The organism is Streptomyces sp. NPDC088246, assembly GCF_044741025.1.
Taxonomy (GTDB): domain Bacteria; phylum Actinomycetota; class Actinomycetes; order Streptomycetales; family Streptomycetaceae; genus Streptomyces.
The window spans coordinates 1-20,157 of sequence record NZ_JBIURV010000087.1; the positions used below are offsets into that span (position 1 = coordinate 1).

General features: G+C 67.8%; 18 protein-coding genes and 1 pseudogene. 6 read left to right on the forward strand and 13 right to left on the reverse strand.

Annotated features, from left to right (window positions below):
• Positions 1–2,122: tyrosine-type recombinase/integrase (locus ACIPEK_RS43960; RefSeq protein ID WP_402008207.1), on the reverse strand; the 2,122-nt coding region annotated here is incomplete at its 3' end.
• Positions 2,119–3,297 carry a tyrosine-type recombinase/integrase gene (locus ACIPEK_RS43965; RefSeq protein ID WP_402008209.1) on the reverse strand — a complete coding sequence of 393 codons (1,179 nt, stop codon included), beginning with the start codon at positions 3,295–3,297 and terminating at the stop codon, positions 2,119–2,121. The genes ACIPEK_RS43965 and ACIPEK_RS43960, both read right to left, overlap by 4 nt.
• A gap of 166 nt (positions 3,298–3,463) precedes the next feature.
• Here ACIPEK_RS43965 and ACIPEK_RS43970 point away from each other — a divergent pair, with 166 nt between their 5' ends.
• Positions 3,464–3,703 (forward strand): hypothetical protein, encoded by a 240-nt coding sequence (locus tag ACIPEK_RS43970; protein WP_402008211.1) that lies wholly within the window; start codon positions 3,464–3,466, stop codon positions 3,701–3,703.
• A 33-nt stretch (positions 3,704–3,736) separates the two neighbouring features.
• On the opposite strand, the gene ACIPEK_RS43975 is transcribed toward ACIPEK_RS43970, so the two are convergent.
• Positions 3,737–4,186 (reverse strand): hypothetical protein, encoded by a 450-nt coding sequence (locus ACIPEK_RS43975; RefSeq protein ID WP_402008212.1) that lies wholly within the window; start codon positions 4,184–4,186, stop codon positions 3,737–3,739.
• Between the two features lie 460 nt (positions 4,187–4,646).
• Here ACIPEK_RS43975 and ACIPEK_RS43980 point away from each other — a divergent pair, with 460 nt between their 5' ends.
• On the forward strand, positions 4,647–5,072 hold the full coding sequence (locus ACIPEK_RS43980) for a DUF6210 family protein (protein ID WP_402008214.1): 426 nt from the start codon (positions 4,647–4,649) through the stop codon (positions 5,070–5,072).
• A gap of 153 nt (positions 5,073–5,225) precedes the next feature.
• Here the strand turns inward: ACIPEK_RS43980 and ACIPEK_RS43985 are convergent.
• Positions 5,226–5,567 (reverse strand): annotated as a pseudogene (locus tag ACIPEK_RS43985) (IS5/IS1182 family transposase); the annotation flags it as partial.
• A gap of 541 nt (positions 5,568–6,108) precedes the next feature.
• Between ACIPEK_RS43985 and ACIPEK_RS43990 the strand changes: the two are divergent.
• Entirely contained in the window at positions 6,109–6,429 is a 321-nt protein-coding gene (locus ACIPEK_RS43990; protein ID WP_402008216.1) for a hypothetical protein, read from the forward strand.
• 305 nt (positions 6,430–6,734) lie between these two features.
• Here the strand turns inward: ACIPEK_RS43990 and ACIPEK_RS43995 are convergent, their stop codons facing one another.
• The 5 genes from ACIPEK_RS43995 to ACIPEK_RS44015 all read right to left on the reverse strand — a co-directional run bounded on the left by ACIPEK_RS43995 (position 6,735) and on the right by ACIPEK_RS44015 (position 12,092).
• Positions 6,735–7,445, reverse strand: coding sequence for a hypothetical protein (locus ACIPEK_RS43995; protein WP_402008218.1), 711 nt, complete (start codon positions 7,443–7,445; stop codon positions 6,735–6,737).
• A gap of 91 nt (positions 7,446–7,536) precedes the next feature.
• A complete protein-coding gene (locus ACIPEK_RS44000) occupies positions 7,537–9,369 on the reverse strand; it encodes a glycoside hydrolase family 15 protein (protein WP_402008220.1) in 1,833 nt (610 codons plus the stop codon).
• Positions 9,370–9,622: 253 nt separating this feature from the next.
• Positions 9,623–10,324: a class I SAM-dependent methyltransferase gene (locus ACIPEK_RS44005; RefSeq protein WP_402008222.1), complete on the reverse strand. Its 702-nt coding sequence runs from the start codon at positions 10,322–10,324 to the stop codon at positions 9,623–9,625.
• Entirely contained in the window at positions 10,321–10,830 is a 510-nt protein-coding gene (locus ACIPEK_RS44010; RefSeq protein WP_402008224.1) for a hypothetical protein, read from the reverse strand. The genes ACIPEK_RS44005 and ACIPEK_RS44010 overlap by 4 nt, the downstream gene beginning before the upstream one ends.
• A complete protein-coding gene (locus ACIPEK_RS44015) occupies positions 10,827–12,092 on the reverse strand; it encodes a molybdopterin-dependent oxidoreductase (protein ID WP_402008226.1) in 1,266 nt (421 codons plus the stop codon). Before ACIPEK_RS44015 ends, ACIPEK_RS44010 begins: the two co-directional genes overlap by 4 nt.
• 343 nt (positions 12,093–12,435) lie before the next feature.
• Between ACIPEK_RS44015 and ACIPEK_RS44020 the strand changes: the two genes are divergently transcribed.
• On the forward strand, positions 12,436–12,879 hold the full coding sequence (locus tag ACIPEK_RS44020) for a hypothetical protein (protein ID WP_402008228.1): 444 nt from the start codon (positions 12,436–12,438) through the stop codon (positions 12,877–12,879).
• Positions 12,880–12,924: 45 nt separating this feature from the next.
• On the opposite strand, the gene ACIPEK_RS44025 is transcribed toward ACIPEK_RS44020, so the two are convergent.
• On the reverse strand, positions 12,925–13,074 hold the full coding sequence (locus ACIPEK_RS44025) for a hypothetical protein (protein WP_402008230.1): 150 nt from the start codon (positions 13,072–13,074) through the stop codon (positions 12,925–12,927).
• A gap of 551 nt (positions 13,075–13,625) precedes the next feature.
• Between ACIPEK_RS44025 and ACIPEK_RS44030 the strand changes: the two genes are divergently transcribed.
• Together ACIPEK_RS44030 and ACIPEK_RS44035 are read left to right on the forward strand one after the other, a co-directional pair.
• Complete coding sequence (locus ACIPEK_RS44030; RefSeq protein ID WP_402008239.1) at positions 13,626–15,422, forward strand: DUF305 domain-containing protein; 1,797 nt, start codon at positions 13,626–13,628, stop codon at positions 15,420–15,422.
• A gap of 264 nt (positions 15,423–15,686) precedes the next feature.
• Positions 15,687–17,180 carry a multicopper oxidase family protein gene (locus ACIPEK_RS44035; RefSeq protein WP_402008232.1) on the forward strand — a complete coding sequence of 498 codons (1,494 nt, stop codon included), beginning with the start codon at positions 15,687–15,689 and terminating at the stop codon, positions 17,178–17,180.
• 108 nt (positions 17,181–17,288) lie between these two features.
• On the opposite strand, the gene ACIPEK_RS44040 is transcribed toward ACIPEK_RS44035, so the two are convergent.
• From ACIPEK_RS44040 to ACIPEK_RS44050, 3 genes are all read right to left on the reverse strand, one after another.
• Positions 17,289–18,395: a phosphoribosyltransferase family protein gene (locus tag ACIPEK_RS44040; RefSeq protein WP_402008233.1), complete on the reverse strand. Its 1,107-nt coding sequence runs from the start codon at positions 18,393–18,395 to the stop codon at positions 17,289–17,291.
• Between the two features lie 44 nt (positions 18,396–18,439).
• The gene (locus tag ACIPEK_RS44045) at positions 18,440–19,663 is read right to left on the reverse strand and encodes an MFS transporter (protein ID WP_402008235.1); all 1,224 of its coding nucleotides are present in this window, start codon (positions 19,661–19,663) and stop codon (positions 18,440–18,442) included.
• Between the two features lie 71 nt (positions 19,664–19,734).
• Positions 19,735–20,157: integrase core domain-containing protein (locus ACIPEK_RS44050; RefSeq protein ID WP_402008237.1), on the reverse strand; the 423-nt coding region annotated here is incomplete at its 5' end.

Here is a 20,157-nt window from a genome sequence, read left to right on the forward strand (position 1 = left end):
AGGCCAGTTCGTAGTAGCGTTGGGGTCCGTCAGGCCGTCGCCGTGAACAGGTGACCTGCGACTTCGCGCCCGTCTGATGCAATTCCCGAGCCTTCTTGTAGCCCATCGTCGTATCAAGGCTCTTATGCCCGCAGATCACTTGGGCGATGTGCGGTGGCAAGCCGTTCATGATGGCGTCGGTCACGAAGATCCTGCGGAAGTCGTGCGGGGGGAAGACAAGAGGTTCGCCGCCGGCATCGGTCAGGCCCGTGGCGGTCAGCGCGTTGATCAGAAGCTTGCGGAGGGCGGTCGGGGTGAAAGCGCGGTGTTCGGTGCCGATATCGCGCTGGAACAGCAGCGGCATCGGCGGGTTCCAGACCCGCTCGTGGACGTCGTAGGAGGTCACCAGCGGGATCGCGCCGCTGCTTCCTCGCAGGCGGCGGATGATGGTGGAAAGGATGTCCGCCAGTTCCGGGCTGACCAGGAGGAGTCGTTCGCTGTCGGTCTTGGACGGGGCGACCTGCAGCAGGGGCACGACTTCGCCGGTGCTGGGGAGCCGGTATTCGGTGATGCTGTGGTGGGTCAGCTCCAGGAGCTCCTCGTTGCGGATGCCGGTCAGGCGCAGGACCTCGATCGCGGCGAAGGCCCAGAAGGCTTCGCTCTCCTCGTAGGTGAGGTTCCGCCGCTGGCCGGTCGAGGTCTCCTCGGCCCAGGTCAGGTGCCCAGCGGCCTTGGGCGCGACGGCTCTGCGCAAGGAGCCGGCGGTGTCGGGGATCAGATCGCCGGGCCGGGTGTGCTCGGCGGCAGCCAGTAGTTCGGCTGCGGCGCGTCGCCTGCGGTTGACGGTGTCGGTCAGCACCGGCAGGACGGGAAGCCGTTCGCGGGTGCGCTGGTCCATCCGGGCCTTGCGGTGTTTGCGGTCCTTGGCCTTGCTGATCTCGTCGTCGCTGATCGGGCAGGGCACCACCCACGGCGCCCAGCGGCCCGGCTCTTCCGCAGCCCAATGGGCGATGTCGAGATAGAAGGCGCGGACGCGGATGAGCTCGTCCTTGGCGTTCAGCCTGGGGCTGGCGATCTCGACGGCGGTGCCGTCCGGGCCGATCGTGGTGCGCTTCTTGGTGGCGATGTCTGTCTTCCAGGCCCGGGCCAGTGCCGGTGGCAGCCGCAGGGAGTCGATGCCCGGTGAGAGCGCTTCGATCCGGGTCCAGAACAGCCCGGCCAGCGTCCGCGACACCGCGTCCAGGCTGGTGTAGTCCAACGACGGCTGCCGTTCGCGCAGGTAGTCCACGATCAGGTCGCGGACCGGGCGGCACCGGATCGGATAGCGATCCACGAGTTCTCCGATGCTCAGCCGGCCGGCGGCAAGCCCGAACGCCCGGATCGTGGCCGGGGCGTCCTCGGGGAAGACCCCCAAGGCCCGCAGCCGAAGGTAGAAGTCGACTTTGCGCTGACCCCCTCGGACATGGACCCGACGCAAGGTGTCGACCAGTTCCACGCAGTCGCCGACGGTGATGCTCGCGATCACCCCGCCCTTGCAGGCCAGAAGCATCGCGATCCGGGTCGCCGCGATGGTGGCCTCTCCTCGGGCGCTGGCCGGCCCGGACTCGGCCAGCTGCGCCAGCCGTGCGTACCCCTCGGGGTCGCGGACCTCGGCCATGACCGGAGCCAGGTGCTTGTGGGTGCGGGTGAGCATCCAGGCCAGGTCGGGACGGATGACATCGCCGCAGACCAGCATCAGCAGCCCGGAGGTCAGGTCAACGCGCTCATACGACGGCGACGGCCCACTCTGGCGCAAGAAGCGCAGTGGGAGATCTGTCCAGTCCGCGCCGGGGATCTCCTCGGCGCGGCTGGCATTCCACCGCTGCTGCCAGGTATCCCCAGGGAGGCTGGACAGCCAGCGCAGAAGTTTGGCGACCCCGCGCCGTCGCCCGGCCCGGGTGGCGTTGACCGCTGGCAAGAACGGTGGCGCCGTCAGCCGACGCAGCACCTCATCCGCCGACTGTGCTGTCGCCGGCCACCACGCCTCCGCAGAGCGGGGCGGGAACCGTTCCCGCAGTACGTTGTTCCGCGCCCTGGCCTGTTCGACTGTTGCATTCGCGGTCTGCAGTTGTCGGCGCGTCGAGTGCTTCGTGGTGATGGTCATGAAGACCGCCCGAACAGCACGTCCAAGGCTTCCGGGTCGTAACCGGGTGCCGGAGGCGGCGGCACCGGCTCGGCGTGCCGGTCTGCCCGCCGGGCGTGGTGAGCCAACACCTGGGCCACGACCTCGTCCTGGCGCGGCGCGAGGTAGATCTCGGTCGTGGTCAGATGCGCGTGCCCGAGGACCCACTGCACGTCGGTCAGCGTCAGCGTTGAGTCACGCACCATGCGGGCGGCGGCGCTGTGACGAAGGTCGTGAAGGGTCCAGTCCGCGCCGAAGGTGGCGTTTACCCGCTCGAACATGCGGTGGGCGCCGTGGTAGGTAAGCGGCTGAAACGGACGCCGCAGCGTCCACCACACTGGCTGCGTCCGGCCCCGCGGCACCAGCCCGTGCAACTCCTGCTGGTAGAGCCGCAGCCATACAAACGCATCTGCCGAGGCCGACACCTGCTGCCGTGCCCGGGAGCCCTTCCGCACAACGCTGATCAGCTGCTGTCCCGGGTCGACGTCGCACTGCCGGACGCCGATCAGCTCCGAAGCCCGGACTCCGCTGGAGATCCAAAACGCGATCATGGCCCGGTCCCGGTTCGACGGCAGCGCCGCGAACAGCGTGTTGAACCACTCGTCCGGGATCGAGCGCGGAATCCGGCGCGGAACCGTGGGCCGGTAGCGGCCTGTCCGCTCTGGCGCCCAGGCGTTCATCGGGTTGTGGTGTGCGTGCGCGCGGCCGGAACGACGCGCCAGGTCCAGGGGGAACGGGTTGAGCAGCGGCCCGGATCCGGCATCACGGTGCAGGTCATAGAACCTGCGCAGCACCGTCTCGCTGTGGGCGACAGTCGACGGGGCATAGCCGGGCCCCGGGGTGGTTTTCCCGGTCACCGGGTTCGGGGCGCCGACGGTGCGGGCCGACCGCCGCTTGGCCGCGGTCGCTCGCGGCTTGACCGTCAGCTGGATCCAGCAGCTGAAATCCCGAGCGTCCACGCGCGTCGCTCGATCCCATGGCACCTCGACCGCGTGCAGGAACCGCCACCACCGCAGCAGGTCCATGCCATAGGAGCGGACGGTCGCCGCCGCCTTCCCGGCTGCGAGCAACTCCTGGAAGAACACCGCGACCGGCGTCACGGCCGCGCCGTCGGCGTCGACGAGCCGGTAGGGCTCGTACCGGTCGCCAGTCTCCACCAGCCGACCCCACCGAGGAACGGCCAACCTCGACAGATCCCGCTCAAGCACACGATCGTCCATCACGACCGCAGACCGTACTGGGCCGCAACCTCGCCTGTGCCCTGAACTGCACAATCAACCTGGTTGGTTCAGTCAACGGGGCGTTCGCTGCCCGGTCCTGATCGTGGCCCTGGACGAGAAGCCCCGCCTCGAAGAGATCCGCGACAACCTCAGAGCGCGGATCGCCGAAGCCGAACGCGAGAGATGGTTCGGCGAAGTCGAAGGCCTGTCCACCAGCCTCGCCGCCGCCGAAGACAAGATCGCCCAGATCGAAGCCCAGCAGGAAAAGAAGCAGTCCCCCGTCTTCCTGGGCCTACCCAACCTCGCCCAGCTCACCGCCCGCACCAGCGAAGCCACCGAGTAACGAGCTCGCATGGGCTGTCCCGCCATGTTCTCGTTACCAGCAGAGTCGTGGGTCCTGTTCGTGCTCGGGGGAGTGCAGCGATAGCGCCTCTGCGTCCGGTCCGTCTGTTCGTTGTAGGTATCCAGGACGGGGACTGTCGCCCCACCACTGCGGTGGCGGGGTGTGGACCCGCTGTGTGCGCGGGATCGATACCTCGACCAGCACCCCATCATGGAACATCCACAGCCCGAAGCAATCGTCGTCTTCGTCGTGGAGCATGACCTGAACGCACTCCGGGTTGTTCCACGGCAGCGCCTCCAGGTCCGCAAGAACCCCGCGGCGCTGGCTCTCGCGGAAGAACTCGAGATACCACCCGCCGACGAACCAGTCCGGTATCCGCTCGAAACTGCCGCGCCAAGTACGCGTCTCGTCGACCCGCGTCAGCGGCTCCATCACCTCGTCCTCGTACCGTGCAAGGACTAGCACCTGCGCCATTCTGCTCATGAGGGCATGTCATCCCGCAGAGCGGTCGAGTGGCAAGTTCGTTTCGACGCACGGCTTACGACTCAGGCGTCCAACACGATCATGGACCTTCACGGGGCAGCTCATAGCCGCCGGTGCTTCGTGGACAACCTTCCACAAGGGCATTCTGGCCGCTTGGTTAACTCTTTGTTCAGAGAAGGTGGCATCGTTGGCATGGGAGCCGTAGCCCCGAACGTTCCACGTGGCCGTCGTCCCGCCGTCGTAGGGTGCACCGTCCGGCCAGTCGTAGACGGGCTCGGTTGTGGTGCAGCGCATCCGAAGGCCAGGACCTTTCCAGCGGGCACCCTGCCGGGCCTCAGCGGCGGCGTAGACGGCATCGGCCAGTCGCTCGAAGGACAGGTCGTAGGCCGTGTCTCATAATTGATCTTGTGGTTGGGAATTGTTGTTGAGCTCGTGGTCAGTGATCGAGAAGACTGCCGCTGTGAGCTCTCGACGTTTCGTAACACTTGATCAGGACGGCACAGCCGACGGGTGGCTACACGTAGTCGTCGAGGCCTCGACCGGCATCGTCTACCAGCAGCAGTACGGTGGCCACATGTGCCGCCAGGGGCGGACGGAGGGCTTCCTGGTGCCGGTGTTCGGCCCTGACGCGCTGGACGCGCTGCGCCAGCTGTTCGAGGAAGACTTCGCCGGCGCCGGCACGTGGAACTATTCGTGGCCGGACGGCAAGCGCGCAAGGCTGCGCGGAATCATCGAGGGCATTCTCTACTGGGCATCCGACGGACACACGGAGGATCTGCACACCCTGAGGCTGGACGAGAGCCGAATCCGCGACGCCGACGAGGCCTGGGTGCCGGTGATCACGCCGGATGGCCCCGGAGTGCTGCTTTGGGCCAACTCGGACTGAATCACGGCGATCAGCCTTCCGCCCTGCGCCAGAGGACCAGCGCCGCGATGACCACCCCGGCCGGATAGCGGGCCGCCAGCTTGTCGAACCGGGCTGCTTCAGCCTGGCGAAGCACCGCTCGACGACGTTCCGTCCCTTGTAGGCGGTCTTGTCGAAGGCTGGTGGTCGCCCGCCGCGGCCTGCGCGGCAGGCTCGGTTGGCGATCTGGTCCCGACGTTCGGGGATGGTCGCCTTGATCCGTCGGCGCCGCAGCAGGTTGCGGATCCTCCGGGAGGAATAGGCCTTGTCGGCCACGACCCGGTTGGGCCTGGTTCTCGGCCGGCCGGTCAAGGCCCGCGGAACGCGGATGGCGTCCAGCACGGCGGGCAGCATGGTGCAGTCGGCCGTAACGGCACAGGCTGGACACCTGCCATCTGCCAACTTGGAAGGGACAGGGCATCTGGCAGCGTTGGTACAGGCCAGCACTTGAGAGGCAGCGGCGTTGAGGGAGATCATGAACGTCCATGACGAATCCCTCGCGACGATCTGACCGATGTGGTGGAACTCTCCTTCCGCCTCCAAGAGCTGGTCAACGGTCACGGCGAGGGCCCAATGTCCGCTGGCCACGCCTCCGGGTGTGGCGGAGCCGCCTCCGGTAGGTGTGAGCAAGCCGGTCGGCAGGAACCAGGCCGTCCCAGACGACGAAGGCGCACCCAGCGATCAAGGCGTCGCGTGCAGGGACACATGCCGTTGTCTACTCACCATGCTGGAAGGCGCCGCTGAATGCCTTCCAGATCACCTGCGAAGTCCGGCTCGCCCCGGCCGCCCACTGAACACTTCAACAACCAAGATCAGCCAATAAATTGACGCACCGGCCAGCCGGCGTGAGAGGTAAAGCGCTAGGCGATCACAAGGACGGGGTTTACGGGGCGAGGGGTAGCTCCGGTGAGTGAGGCGGGATCGTTTCCTCCACGGCCATTCGGGTGACGGTCGCCCCGCGGGCGTATACGGGCGGACACACTGGCCGCCCGCAAGACGTCCCTGAGGGAGCGATTTCATGAAGAACCTCCGAAAGGCGCTGGCTGCGGCCGTTGCCGCTGCGGCCCTGTGGACCGTGTCCGCGACGCCCGCCCAGGCGGCGCGAGGATCTTTCGTCTACTACGTGGACGGGTGGTGGCAGGGATTCGAGCTGACCGATCCCGAGGACGGTCGCTGCTACAACACGCAGGCTGAAGCAAACCGGCCGACCAACCACACCGACCGCCTTGCCGTTCTGTACCGGGGTACGAACTGCCAGGACGGTGCGGTCGTGGCCTTTTTCGAACCGGGTCAGAGCGGCGTCGATCACTTCGGGTCGGTGAAGTTCCTGGTCAGGTGAGACGGTGCGAGGTACGCAAGGGTCGCAGGCTCTCGATCTTCGCTTCTGGTGACAGAAGGACTGCTGAATGAGCGTGTGTGACAAGTCGGATGCCTCGCCTGTGACAACCAGACTGCTTCGACCGATCCCATTCGCCAGCTCATCCGAGCCCGCTGGTGACAACTCCTGAGCTTCGGCTCAATCGGTGAGCCGAAGCACGCTAGTTGTCACGTAGGCAGGCTTCTTGTCACCTGCGAGGCTTGACGCTGGCAAATTGTTCTTTCTCGACCGTCCTGTCGCAGCGCAGCCAGTAGAGTCCCGCGAGGCTACTGCTGATGGGCGGCTGGTCGCGCGCGAGTGAGTCCGCTCCATCGCTCCAGTTCGTCCGCGTGGCTGGCGACCGCTGTTGCCCGGGCGACCTCTTCGGCTTCCTTCGGTGTTGGCTCACCATGGCGGAAGAGCAACGTCAGCGGCCAGGTCGGAGTGCCCGACTGCTCACCGTCGAAGGGGTGCCAGTCCCAGGCCGCATCGAACCTCCAGGCGCGCCCGTTCCGGTCAGCAACCTCATCACCCAGTTCGAGGAAGGCATACGGACGGAAGAACAGCTCGATGCGTATTGGTTCGCCGCCGGCCGGATCGATCGTGTAGCCCTGGTCCTCAAGGGAAGGATCACGGGTCTCACCCTGCTGCAGGACCTCGAGGTAGGACGCGGGCCGGGGCAGCATGCCGGTGACCAGGGGCGGATCGAAGCGGTGTACCGCCTGGACGTGCAGCACGGTCGCGGGGATACCCACCAGGCAAGTATCGCCCGGCTTCAGTGCGGTCTCCGCCGGTTCCGTTCGGAAGATCTCCCACTCGCGGGCCGCGGGCGTTGGAAGCGCCCTCTGGCCGTTCCATCTGATGTTCTCGGCCTGCGGGTCCACTTCCAGCCACGGGCACCGCACGGACACGTAGTAACGGGTGACCCCGGTGACGACGGTCTCAGTGAACGGGCACTCCAGCAACAGCACGTCACCGGGCCTGTAGTCGTGACTCATGAACGCATTGTGCATGCCGTCACTGACGGTGGTCGATCGCCTTGGCCAGTTGCTCTGCGTGGCCTTCAAGCAGTGGCTTGAGGGCGCCGTATTAGTGTCCGGTTCCTCGTGTTGCGGGTTGCCGCTCGGCGTCGCGGATGGCACGGGCGGCGTTGATGAGCCCGATGTGGCTGAAGGCTTGGGGGAAGTTGCCGAGGGCTTCTCCTGTGGTGGAGTCGGTCTCCTCGGCCAGCAGGCCGACGTCGTTGGCGTGCGCGACGGCGGTTTGGAACACTTGCCGTGCGCGGGTGGTGTGGCCGGTCAGGGCGAGGGCGTGGGCGAGCCAGAAGGTGCACAGCAGGAAGGTTCCCTCTTCTTCCTCGATCTCGTCGCCGCGGTAGCGGCGGACCAGGCCGCCCGGGTCGGTGAGGTGAGTGGCGATCGCCAGCACGGTGGACTGGACGCGGGGGTCGTGCGGGGGCAGGAAGCCGACGATGGGGAGCATGAGTGATGAGGCGTCCAGGTCGTCGCTTTCGAATACCTGGGTGAAGGCGCTCAGCCGGGGGTTCCATCCTCGCTGTTCGATGACTTGGCGGATCCGGGCGCGCTCGCTCCGCCAGTGGGCTACGTGTTCGTCGGCCCGAAGGGCGGGGGCCATGGCGATCGCGCGGTCCAGGGCTACCCAGCACATCAGTTTCGAGTGCAGGAAGTGTCTGCTCGGCCCGCGTCTCTCCCAGATGCCCTGGTCGGGTTCGGTCCAGCGGCTTGCGGCCGTCTCGGCCGCTTGGAGCAGGAAGGCCCGGGTGGGCGGGTCGAGGCTCCCGCCGGGCGGGAGGGTCTGGTGGGCCGCGTCGAGCAGTTCGCCATAGACGTCGAGTTGGCGTTGGTGCCATGCGTCGTTGCCGGTGCGCACGGGGGTGCTGTTCCGCCAGCCGGCCAGGTGAGGCAGGACCCGCTCGCTCAGGTCGTGTTCGCCGCCGATGCCGTACATGATCTGCAGGTCCACGCCCCGGTGGAGCTGGGTTGCCGCCGCCCGGGCGAGGAAGTCGAAGAACTTGTCCTTCTCCTTCTCGCAGGCGGCGGTGGCCAGTGCCTGCAGGGTGAAGCTGGCGTCGCGGACCCAGGTGTAGCGGTAGTCCCAGTTGCGTGTCCCGCCCACGCGTTCAGGCAGGGAGGTGGTGGCCGCAGCGACGATGGCTCCCGTAGGAGCGAAGGTCAGGGCGCGCAGCACACGTCCGCTGTGCCCCACCTGGTCCTGCCAGGGCCCGACGTAGCCGCGGTGGAGCCGGGACCACGAACGCCAGCCCTCGGCGGTGTCGTTGAGACGTCGGCGGATGCGTCGCGGATGCCAGGGCGCGGGCTCGCTTCCCCAGGCCGGCCCGATGTGCAGGGCGAATGCGAGGCGGTCCGGTGCCCGCAGCGTGATCCGGCCGTGCGCGGTGGAACCGCTCACCGCAAGGTCGACGGGGCTCGACAGCAGCAGCACGTGGGCGCCCCCGTAGGCGGCGAGCCCGCCGCGGACGGGGGACAGGAGCGGGTGGACGAGCCCGAACTCCGGGCGCGGCGCATAGGTGATCTCGACGGACACCTGTCCTTCGGTGCAGGTGATCTGCCGTAGGAGTGTTCCGGGGGAGGCGGTGCCGAGTGCGTGTCCGCGTTCACGCCGTCCCAGGGCGAGCGCGTCGCGCAGGACGGCTGTTCCTCCGGTCGTGCGGAAGGTCGTCTCCAGTACAAGGGTCTGCTCGACGTAGCGGCGGCTGACGTCGGCGGGTCCGGCGGGGCGGATGGACCAGTGGCCGGCGTTCTCGTCGAGGAGGCGGGCGAAGATCGCCGGGCTGTCGAAGCGGGGAAGGCACAGCCAGTCCACTGAACCGTCGGAGGTGACCAGGGCGGCCGAGCGGCAGTCGGACAGCAGGGCGTGGTCACCGATCGGTCGCGTGCTCACCGGGCACGGCCCATCCCATTCCGGCCCGGCGACGCGGCCGGGCCTGGACGACCCGGGTAGTCGCCCTCTGCACAGACCGCTCCGGGAACCGGTGGGTCGTCCATCTCAGCCTCCCTGCGCGTCGGGTTCACCTCACTCAAGCAGCACGGTCCGCGGAGCGCACGTCCCGTCGCCGGCGGTTGCCCTGACAGAGGGGCGCGGCGCGGCCCTGCCGCCCGCTCGGCTCGTCACCGCCACGCGGCTGGTGTCCTCGTCACGGCATCGCTCTCCCCGGGCGGGCGCGCCCACGCGGGGATGAGCCCGGGTGGCCGAGGGCGAGGAAGGTCCGGGGGCCGCTCTTCCACTGGTCGGTGACGCTGAGGCCGAGGTCGTCGGTGATGCGGCGGAGCGCCGGCGCCCCCAGCCGCGCCCAGGGAAACGGAGGGCCGCGGTGGCCGTGGGTGTCTTCGAACCATGCGGTGCAGTGTTCCTCGACGTCGTTGTTGTCGACCTCGACGAGCAGGACACCCGTCGGGGAGATGAGGTGGGTGCAGCGGCGTACCAGGGCGTGTGGGTCGCCGCCGATGCCGATGTTCCCGTCGGCGAGCAGGAGGGTCTGCCAGTTTCCCTCGCCGGGAAGCGGGTCGAAGACCGACCGGCACTGTGCGGTCCCGCCGAGGGCGATGGTCCGGGCGACCGCGTGGGGTGCGACGTCGATACCGAGGGCGAAGACGCCTTGGCGCAGGAGTGCCGTGCACATGCGGCCCGGGCCGCAGCCGATGTCTAGCACGGGGCCGACACAGCGTTCCAGCAGGGTCTGGTCGGCCCTGGTGGGCTGCGCGCACCAGCGGTGCACCGGCAGCCGGGTCCGGCGCCTGTCCGTCAACCGCAGATAGACCGGCGCGCGACCGGTTTGAAGGGCCAGGGCGTAGGGGTCCTCGTATCCGGGGGGCGGCTGGTTCTCCTCGGTCGTCACGGCTTGGCGTCGTGGCCGGGTGAGGGCCGTTCCTCGTCGGCGCGGGCGGCTCGCCGGATGCGGCCCAGCTCGACGGCGAAGGCCAGCGCGGATGCACCGAACAGCACACCGGTGATCGCCAGCCATCGGCCGAGGTAGACGCCCTCGGGCAACCGGGAGGCGCCTTGGTACGGGATCGCCAGATCGAGAATGAGGGGGAACCACACGAGCAGCAGCACACCGGAAAGGAATGCGGGTACGCGCAGGTAGTTGATCCACGGCACCTGCGGTACGCGAGCAGGGCGGTGCCGCAGTACGGAGTGGGCCGTCAGGTCGGCGAGCGAGTACAGCGGCAGCAGGATCAGGTCGTGGAGGACCGCCGCGCCCACGAACCAGATCGCCACATCGAGCGGCCGGACAGCGAACAGGCGCACGAAGGCGTAGCCGGTGAGGGCGAAAGAGCAGATCAGGACGAGAAGGTGCAGGGGCCCGGAGCCGTACCAGCGGCTGAATCGTGCCATGGTCATGTCCTGAAGGTGAGCCGGTGCACCCACTTGGTGTTGTTCACACCCGGGTTGGCCGGGACGATGACGCGGGCCGGGTAGCCGTGGTCGAGCGAGAGATGTGCGCCGTTGACACGCAGCGCGAGCAGGGCTCGGGGGTCGTGGATTTGGTTGCCCCGCAGCACCACCTTGGTGAACGGGCCTCGGGGCTGGATGGATTCGACCAGAACGCTTCCGGCGCCGGGCATCCCGGCCAGGGCAGCGAGGTCGGCCAGCCGCAGGCCGCTCCAGTGCTGATCGTCGGTGGACCATCCCTCCACGCAGGCGATCGGCAGTGCGGCGGCGTGCTGGGGCATCGTCAGAAGCTGCTCGCGGGTGAAGACCCGTGCCGGTCCGTGGCCGTGGATCTCCAGCCGCCAGGTGGGGCCAACGACTGCGGGAGTGACGCCGACGGCCGCCGCCGTCTTGTTGATCTGGAAGCTGTTCGGGCCGCTGCCCGGGTCACGGTTGTGCGGTGCGAGGAGCGCGGTGCCGCGCAGCCGCCCGCCGATGCTCTGTCCGGCGGTCACGACGAGGAGGAGCAGCGATCCCGCTCCCACCATGCCCACCGCGCCGCGGCGGGTCATCGTCGCCGGGGCGGGGGCGGCCGCCACCAGACCGTCGGGGTCGGGTGGTTCGGGCAGGGTGTGGGCTAGGTCGGTGCGCAGTTCGGCAGTCAGGCTGCGAGAGCGCAGGGCCCGTGTCATGCGGCCGAGTTTGAGGCATACGTGGACGACGAAGGCGGCGATGAACACCCAGGCGCCATAGAAGTGCAGACGATAGAACGAGCCAGGGAAGACGTAGTAGAGCTGGATGTTGAGGATGCCGGTGACGAATTCGAAGATGACCCCGCCGACCAGCATCAGCAGGGACAGCCGCTCCAGTCCGTGGGCGACGGAGCGCACCGGCAGCCACTCGAACAGCTTCGGGATCACCGACCACAACTTGGCCAGCAGCACCGGCACAAGGACCACACCGAACGTCACGTGCACGCCTTGGAGCAGCCGGTACAGCCAGTACGGGTGTGTGGGCCAGCTGAACAGGTAAAAGCCCAGGACACCCTTGTCGGGGGTCTTGTCGTTGAGAGGGCTCAGCCCGGGGTTGTAGGAGGCGTAGGAGAGCAGCCCGGTAACGAACAGCAGCGGGATGCCGATCAGCAGCAGCAAGCCGAACACGGAGGTCAGCCAGGGCCCACGGATCGGACTGCGCCAGAACCCGGGACGGAACGGACCAGGGGGTGGGGGCATCTGTCCAATGCGCCGTGCGGCCGCCCTGGTACGAGCGGCGGCCACCGCCACAGCGGCGTCCACGCGCTCACGCCGGGCCCGTCTACGTTTCCCGTCCGATCTCCGAAATCGCGACCCATCGGATGGAGCCGGCCCCGACGGCCGTCCGCCACTTGCCATTGGCCGTCTCCTCCAGTTCCCAAGCCGTTCTCTCACGATGAGACAGCTCCATGCCGAACGAGCAGGACACCTGCAAGCTGACACAGGTCAGGTCGGCTGTCCGGGCCTGAGGTGCATGCGGGTGTCTGTCCACAGCCGAACGGTCGAACCGCTGCCTCCAGTGATCCCGCAAGTCCCTGCACCCGTGCCTCATGATGGAGGCGCGCGACGCCTCAGCGCACGGCACAGTGCCTCCGCCCAGCCCGGCCGCACCAGGCTGGCCAGACAAGTTGGCTGGTTCGTCGTCATCGGCGTCGCCTCCACAGCGGGTCAAACCCCGCTGTACTGGGAGCTGTGCCACTGGGCCCCTCCCCCGGCGGCCGATCTCGCCTCTCTTCTCGCCATCTCCGTCCTCAACACCGAAGCGAACCGGCGGCCGGCCTTCCGCGGCTCTCCAGTCCGCGCCGTCCAGGCCCATCTGGCGGCAGGCGTCCCGTCCGTTCCGGCCTACCTGGTCACCACCGGGGCGGTCCTGCTGTTCCGCCACTACCGGCCCACTGCGTCACCTGCGGCAGAAACCCTGGTGTCCTGCCAGGTACCTGCCCGACGAGCCGTGGAGCGGACGGCTGCCTCGCCGAGACCGGCCTGATCACCAGACCCGCCTGAGCAATCGCACGACATCACGATTTCAACCTCAGTCACCGGTCAGCCGAACCCCCCGTGTGAAGTCGTGCAGGTGCTGCAGCATGCGGATGAACAGCTCCTTGGCGCGCTCATCCTCCGCGCCTTCGAATGTCTTCTGCACCGCCTCGGTGACCGAGGCTGCCGTCAGATCGACGGACATCGCATCTCCCCCGTCGGTTCGGGTCACACCGCGCCGGATCATCTTGCGGCGCCTGTGGATCTCGTCAGACGACCCGACACGACAAGTACTGAAGGTCTCCCCGATAGCAAGCGTCGACCTCCACGGACTGGCGTAGGCCGCCAGGTAGGGAACCTCGGGCCGTAGGCGCCGGGGAGGTGCGAACAGATCCGCTCGGGCGGATATCCGAGATCACCCGGGGCACGCCGGGTCAGCGACGCGGGCTGGTGCCTGGCGCGCCGACAGTCCGTGCAGTTCGATCGGAGCAGGGCTCGCGTGTGCGGCCCCGCGGGTCACCTGCCTGCGCGCCTGAAGGTGACAACCCTTCGTCGACCGAAAAGACTGGCGTTTCAGCCCTGACTGAGTTCGGGGGATGCCAGGGGGCCGATCCAATCGCAGGGGCGAAAGGCAGGGAGAAAGCCGTGGCATGCACCGCACATCGTCGGCTCCGCATCACCGGAATAGCGGGTGTCACGGCGTGGGGCCTGATCGCCTGCCAGGCCGGGCAGGCGCCCGACTCACCACCTGCGCATGTGGTTCACGCGAGCGGCTCGCACAGCCCCTTCGTCGCAGAGATGGACGCGAGCATGGAGACCATGGTAGAGGCCATGGTGGACGCTCCCATGACCGGTGACACCGACCGTGACTTCGCGACCATGATGGTCCCTCACCACCAAGGGGCCATCGCCATGGCCAAGGCGGTTCTTGAGCACGGCAAGGACCCCGTCCTGCGCAGGCTGGCCGAGGAGATCATCGTCACGCAGCAGCAGGAGATCGGCGTGATGAGGAGCCGCCTGGCAGCAACGCCCGTGGATCACCGGGACGCATCTCAGGCAGTGACGCGAGGGGGGAGGGAAAGGCCCGCACTGGAAGCCGACCCGGGTGAGCCACCGGGGGTGATCCCCATATCGGGCCAGGACCGTGTCTACACCTCCGATCAGACCTCCAACACTGTCTCGGTGATCGATCCCTCCGCCAACCGGCTCCTGGGGGTGATTCGCCTCGGCGATCCGGTGCCCGGATCGCTCAGCCCGTTGTACCGCAACCAACTGCTCGTCCACGGCGGGGGCTTCTCCCCGGACCACCGGACCCTGGCCACCGTCTCCATCGGCTCCAATTCCGTGACCCTCATCGACACGGCGACCAACAAGGTCAAGGGCGTCGTGTATGTCGGCCGTTCCCCGCACGAGGCGTTCTTCACTCCCGACGGCAAGGAACTGTGGGCCACCGTCCGAGGCGAGAGCTACGTGTCGGTGATCGATCCCGTGCGGATGCGGGAGAAGCGCCGCGTCACCACGGCCAACGGGCCGGGCATGGTCCTGTTCCGGCCGGACGGCAGGTACGCCTTCGTGCCCTCCAGCTTCACCCCGGAGGTGGATGTCGTGGACACCAGGACTTACCGGGTCGTGGCCCGCGTGCCGCAGGCCAGTCCGTTCTCGCCCAACCTGGCGGTGAGCCGGGACGGCACCGAGGTGTGGTTCACACTCAAGGACAGCGGCAAGACCCAGGTGATGAGCGCCCGTCCCCCCTTCCGCATCCTCGCGACAATCGACAGCGGACCGGTCACCAACCACGTCACACTCGTCGACAACCGTGCTGGCCGGTTCGCTTACGTGACCGTGGGCGGCGAGAACGTGGTCAAGGTCTACCGGCGTGGCCGGGCCCCGGCCTTGATGGCCACCATTCCCACCGGCGACCTGCCGCACGGCATCTGGGGCTCCGGCGACGGCACCCGGGTCTATGTCGGCCTGGAGAACCAGGACGCCGTTGCGGCCGTCGACACCGTCAGGAACAAGGTGATCGCCACGATCCCTGTGGGCCAGCAGCCGCAACAATTGCTGTACGTACCGAACGCCGTCCCGTACGGCAAGGGCACGGCGAACCTGCAACCCCTCGGGGTCGCGGGTCAGGCCGGCCACCTCACGCTCTCCGCGCCCAAGGGTGAGGGCGGGCGCGCGCGTGCCACCGTCTCGGTCAACGGGCTCGGCGCGCTTGACCTGGTCCAGGTCGCGGCAACGGGACTGGCGCCCGGTAAGACGTACACACTCTGGCTCACGGAGCGCCGGACCGCGCCATTCGGTCGCAAGCAGGCACTCACCATGTTCACTGCCAACGCCGCGGGTGCACAGGTGAGTCAGTCGATCGGACTGCTCCGCGAGGTGCTGACGCCGCCCAGGTCAGGGAAGTCTGCGCCCAGCCGACGCTTCCTCGTCATCACCCCGGCAGGCAGCGACACACCGGTCGCCGTTCAGGAGAGCTCCCGTTCCATGCCGACCCCACCGGGCCCGTCACCGGAACCGGCCCCCGCCGCGGGTGTAATAGGGCGCTGAGGTGCATTCACCTTGTTGAGCGTGTAATCACCTGTATCACCGGCACCCATGAAGGCCGTCCGTCCCTCCAACCTCCCCACAAGGCAGGAGAATCCCCATCCCCGACGGGCGATCGCTGCCGGGCAATCCGAGTGAACGGCGGCACCGTCCAGGTGCGGCTGCGCACTTCGACACCTCCGCCACGCATACGATCCGCCAATAGTGTGACATTCGCTCCCGGTTGGGCGGTCGCCCGCCCAACCGCACGGACCCCCTGGGAGAGACGTGACCCGGTCCAACACCCGTTTCCCGCTGCCCCTGACGGTCATTGGCATGGTGCTCGCCGCTGCCGGACTGTCGGGCAGCGCGGGGCACACACCGACGGAGTACTCGCACACCGCGTACAGTCTCGCGACGACGGCCGGCCCCGCCCAAGGAGGCGTCGGCCCTCTGCTCAAGGACCCGCCGGAGGTCGTCAGCCGCGGTGGCGTGCTCAAGACGACCATCGTCGTGGAGCGGCGCAAGGTCCAGGTCGGCGACCGCCAGTTGTACGCGACGACGTACAACGGTGCCTACATGCCGCCCACGTTGCGTGTGCAGCCGGGCGACCGCATCGACCTGACCATGGTCAACAAGACCGACAAGTACACCAACCTGCACACGCACGGACTCATGGTCTCGCCACGCGCCCCCGCCGACGACATCTTCATCTCCATCAAGTACGGGCACTCGTACCACTACGCCTACCAGCTCCCGCGGGATCACCCCACCGGCACCTTCTGGTACCACTCACACGCCGACATGCTCTCCGCCGCCCAGGTCGCCGGTGGGGAGTCGGGCATCATCGTCGTCGAGGGCCTGAAGCGGCACCTGCCACCGTTGCTGCGCCACATCACCGAGCACACCATCGCGCTCAAGGACTTCCAGGTCGAGGGCGACGCGATCAAAACCAGTCCCCTGAGCATCGGTGCCCCCACCAACCGCACCGTCAACGGCCAGCACAACCCCGTGATCCACATCCGGCCAGGCGAGACCCAGCTGTGGAGGCTCGCCAACATCGGCGCCAACATCTACTACAAGCTGCACCTGCCGGGCACCCGCTTCCACGTGATCGCCCAGGACGGCGCTCCAGTACGCAGGACCTACACCAAGGACACGCTGCTCATCCCCGCCGCCTCACGCTTCGACGTCCTGGTCCAGGGCGGCGCTCCCGGCACCACCCGACTGGAGACACTGCCGTACAACACGGGCCCGGCGGGCAATCAGTTCCCCCAGGCCGACCTCGCGACCGTCGTCACCGGCGGCACGCCCATGCCCCGGGCGGAGATCCCGAACCGTTTCGCCCCGCAGGAGGACTTGAGCAACGCGAAGATCGCGGCCCGCAAGACGATGGTCTACACGGAGAACACCGCGGGCACGGTCTTCTACATCAACGGCCGGACGTTCGACCCGAACCGGATCGACTTCACCTCCACCCTCGGCACCGTCGAGGAGTGGACCGTCCGCAACAACAGCGACGAGGACCACAGCTTCCACCTGCACACCGACCACTTCCAGCTGATGAGCACCAACGGGAAGGCCGAGGATCCCTCCCACAGCGTGTACGACACGGTGAACGTGCCCAGGCGCGGCGCCGTCGTCATCCGCGTCCACTTCACGAAATTCACCGGCAGGACGGTGCTGCACTGCCACATCCTCAACCACGAGGACATGGGCATGATGGCCGTCCTCGACATCGTTCCACCTCACACCCGCCACCAGAAGACGCCCGGCAAGTGACCACTGATGACCGATGACACACGAGCCTCGGTCGCCGGACCGGGAAGCCACCGAGCTCCTGCCGACGCCGACCCGCGGCCGTGCCCCGGACAGCCCCGGAAACGGACATCAACTTACGAACCGACCTCCGAGACAGGCGTGGTCGTCGACGTAGACGGTGTGGCCTCTGGCCGCAAGCGCTGTTGAATCGGTCAGGCCGACCTGGGCGGTCAGGAGTGTGGTGGTACGCCCGCCTGGTGCAACGGCGACCACTTCGTTCTGGCGTTTCAGAGCGACGAGGGCGGTGTCGCCGCTGCCGGGGAAGAGCAAGTCGCCCGCGCTGGTCAGGCCGGTCGCCGCGACTTTGATCGGACCTGGGCCGCCGTCGCGGTGATCGGGGTCCGGAGCAGGGTGGCGTCGTGGGTGTTGGTCACCCAGGCCGCGCCGTTGTGGACTTCGATGCCGTTGACGCCGAACGGCGAGCACGATCCGCGCAGCCCCGCGGGCGCGGGCGATCCGGCAGGCCGCGCGCGCTGTGGACCCCGTGGCCACCCCGTCATCGACCATCAGCACCGTACGGCCCTCCAGCCCGATCGGTTCCCGCCCGCTCCGGTACCGCTGAGCACGGCTCTCCAGCACCTCCCGCTCACGGGCCTCGACCTCAGCCAACTCGTCCGGGGTGATGTGTGCCGTGCGGACCACGTCATCGTTGATCACGCGTACCCCGCCCTCGCCGATGCCGGGCGGCCAGTTGCCGGCTGGCATCACGACGATCCATGAAGAACACGATCCGACCTCCTCGTCCCGGAGGAACATGGGGGCGACACGCGCGCCCCGTACCTCCATCCTCGCCCCTTCGCTGGTGCTTGTTACGCAGGCGGGCACGCGTGAGGCCGTGCTCGACGGGACCTGTTCGGGGTCCACGAGCGCTTCGAGGTAATGGTCTGCGCCTCTGTCACCTCTCACCGAGGAACTGTGTACCGGCGGCGTCACGGCGGTCGGCTCGCGGCGGCCATCAGCCGAAGGGTCGAACGCAGTTTCGACGCGCTCTGCGATGCGTGCGTTGGCCAGCCCTTGTGCCGCGTGTAGGACGATCTGCGCGCGTAGGCGCAGCCGATACTCGGTCTTGTGGCCCCAGGCCATCTTCTTCAACTGGTGCTGCTCGTCTGCGGCCAGAGCTATCGGACGTGCGTTGGCGACGGGCACGGATACCTCTCGACCGGTGGGCGGTCCCATAGAACGGCTCCACAACTCAGTGCAGCGGGCTATGAGGGAACGGCTCATGCCCTGACGCTTTCGACACCGACGGTGCGGGCACGGACCACGAACGGCCGGGAGATGACGGTGAGGGCGACGGAGACTGCGGCTGTGGCGGTGATCGCGGTGCCTGGAGTGAGGTGTTGGGCGATCCCGCCGGCGATCACGGCGCCGATGCCCTGCCACGTCATCCGGCCTGCGGACTCCACACCCTGGATCTGGCCGCGGACCGGATCGGGGGTCAGCGCGAGAAGCTGCTCCTGCAGGGGCAGGGTGGCGGCGAACCCGGCGCTGGCGATGAACACTGCGGCTGTCGCAACCGGCAGGGGTGGGTGGATCGCGAACAGCAGGTAAGGGGCAGCGAGTAGCAGTCGGAGGGCAAACGCATAGCGGCGTCGCTGGTCTGCGGTGAGCAGTCGCCCGACGGTCAGGTCTCCCAGGAGCATGCCTGCCGATCCGGCGGCCAGGAGAGCGCCGGCGTGATGCGGGTCGTAGGAGATGAACAGAGCCTCGCAGCCGACGATCAGGCCGTTGGGAACCCACAGGTTCAGCAGGAGTGCCCGCTGGCCGGAGTGGGAGAAGAGCGCGATGTTGGTGGTCCAGGTCTGACGCAGTCCGGGGCGACGGGTCAGACGGATCGAGTGTTCCCGGACGGTTGTGGCCACCACGATCAACCCGATTCCTGTCAGGGCTGAGGCGACGATGAAGATTCCTCGCGGGCTCAGGTACCGCAATAGCACGGCGCCGATGGCATAGCCGAGGATCGCCATGCCACCGGAGGTGATGTTCATCAGCGAACGTGCCAACGCGTAGGCGGAGGCCGGTACAACCTCGGCGAGCAGCCCCATCCGCGTGCCGGTCCCCAGGGACTGGAAGAATCCCAGCACCAGCAGTAGAGCGAACCGGGCAGCCAACGAAAGCCCTGGGATCGCCTGCGCGGCAACACCCATGAGCGAGACGCACTGGAGCGCGACGAGGGTCCGGCGGGGACGGCGCCCGTCCGCGACCGACATCAGCGTCAACGCACCGAACACGGTGGCGAATGTGGCGCCGTACATGCTCACGGCGGTCAGGAATGGAGAGTTGGTCTGGTGGTTGACCAGGGTGCCGAGCGCGAAGCCCGACAAGGTGCTCGCGGCGACCATGAGCGTGAAGCTGGCGTACAGGCCGGTGAACTCGCGATTGCGGAGCAGAGCACGGTAACCGGCAGGGGCAGGTGTGACGAGTGCTGAGGTGTCAGAAGGCATGAAAAAAGCCTCCGGACGCGCGCACTGGGCGCCGCCCGGAAGATTTCAAGTCCAGTGAGACGGTTGTGACGCTATGAGATCTGTGGTGCGGGCTCTCTACGCTTGGTCGGGTCGTTGATCCAGGCGGTCTGGGGTATTGCGGGTGGTCGAGGGCGGCGGCCGAAGCGTTCGGGGTGGCGGGCGTATGCCTCGGCGAGGGTGACGGCGCGCTGGTCGCGGACCTCCTCGGCGGTCCCGGAGTGGACGGAGGCGGGCGTGTGCCAGCCGATGCCCGAGTGCCGGTGCTCGTGGTTGTAGTACGTGAGGAAGGCGTCGAACCACTCGCGGGCGTGGGCCAGCGAGTCGAACCTTTCCGGGAAGTCCGACATGTACTTCGTGGTCTTGAACTGGGCCTCGCTATAGGGGTTGTCGTTGGAGACCTTCGGTCTCGAGTGCGAGCGTGTCACGCCCAGATCGATCAGCAGCTGGGAGACCTTCTTGGAAGTCATCGAGGT

Excerpts from the sequence above, each read along its gene's own strand:
- ACIPEK_RS43975 (WP_402008212.1), bottom strand. The coding sequence starts at position 4,186 with ATGAGCAGAATGGCGCAGGTGCTAGTCCTTGCACGGTACGAGGACGAG.
- ACIPEK_RS44045 (WP_402008235.1), bottom strand. The coding sequence starts at position 19,663 with ATGCCTTCTGACACCTCAGCACTCGTCACACCTGCCCCTGCCGGTTAC.
- ACIPEK_RS44010 (WP_402008224.1), bottom strand. The coding sequence starts at position 10,830 with ATGACCATGGCACGATTCAGCCGCTGGTACGGCTCCGGGCCCCTGCAC.
- ACIPEK_RS44025 (WP_402008230.1), bottom strand. The coding sequence starts at position 13,074 with ATGTCCGTCGATCTGACGGCAGCCTCGGTCACCGAGGCGGTGCAGAAG.
- ACIPEK_RS43995 (WP_402008218.1), bottom strand. The coding sequence starts at position 7,445 with ATGAGTCACGACTACAGGCCCGGTGACGTGCTGTTGCTGGAGTGCCCG.
- ACIPEK_RS44015 (WP_402008226.1), bottom strand. The coding sequence starts at position 12,092 with ATGCCCCCACCCCCTGGTCCGTTCCGTCCCGGGTTCTGGCGCAGTCCG.
- ACIPEK_RS43990 (WP_402008216.1), top strand. The coding sequence starts at position 6,109 with ATGAAGAACCTCCGAAAGGCGCTGGCTGCGGCCGTTGCCGCTGCGGCC.
- ACIPEK_RS44040 (WP_402008233.1), bottom strand. The coding sequence starts at position 18,395 with ATGGGACCGCCCACCGGTCGAGAGGTATCCGTGCCCGTCGCCAACGCA.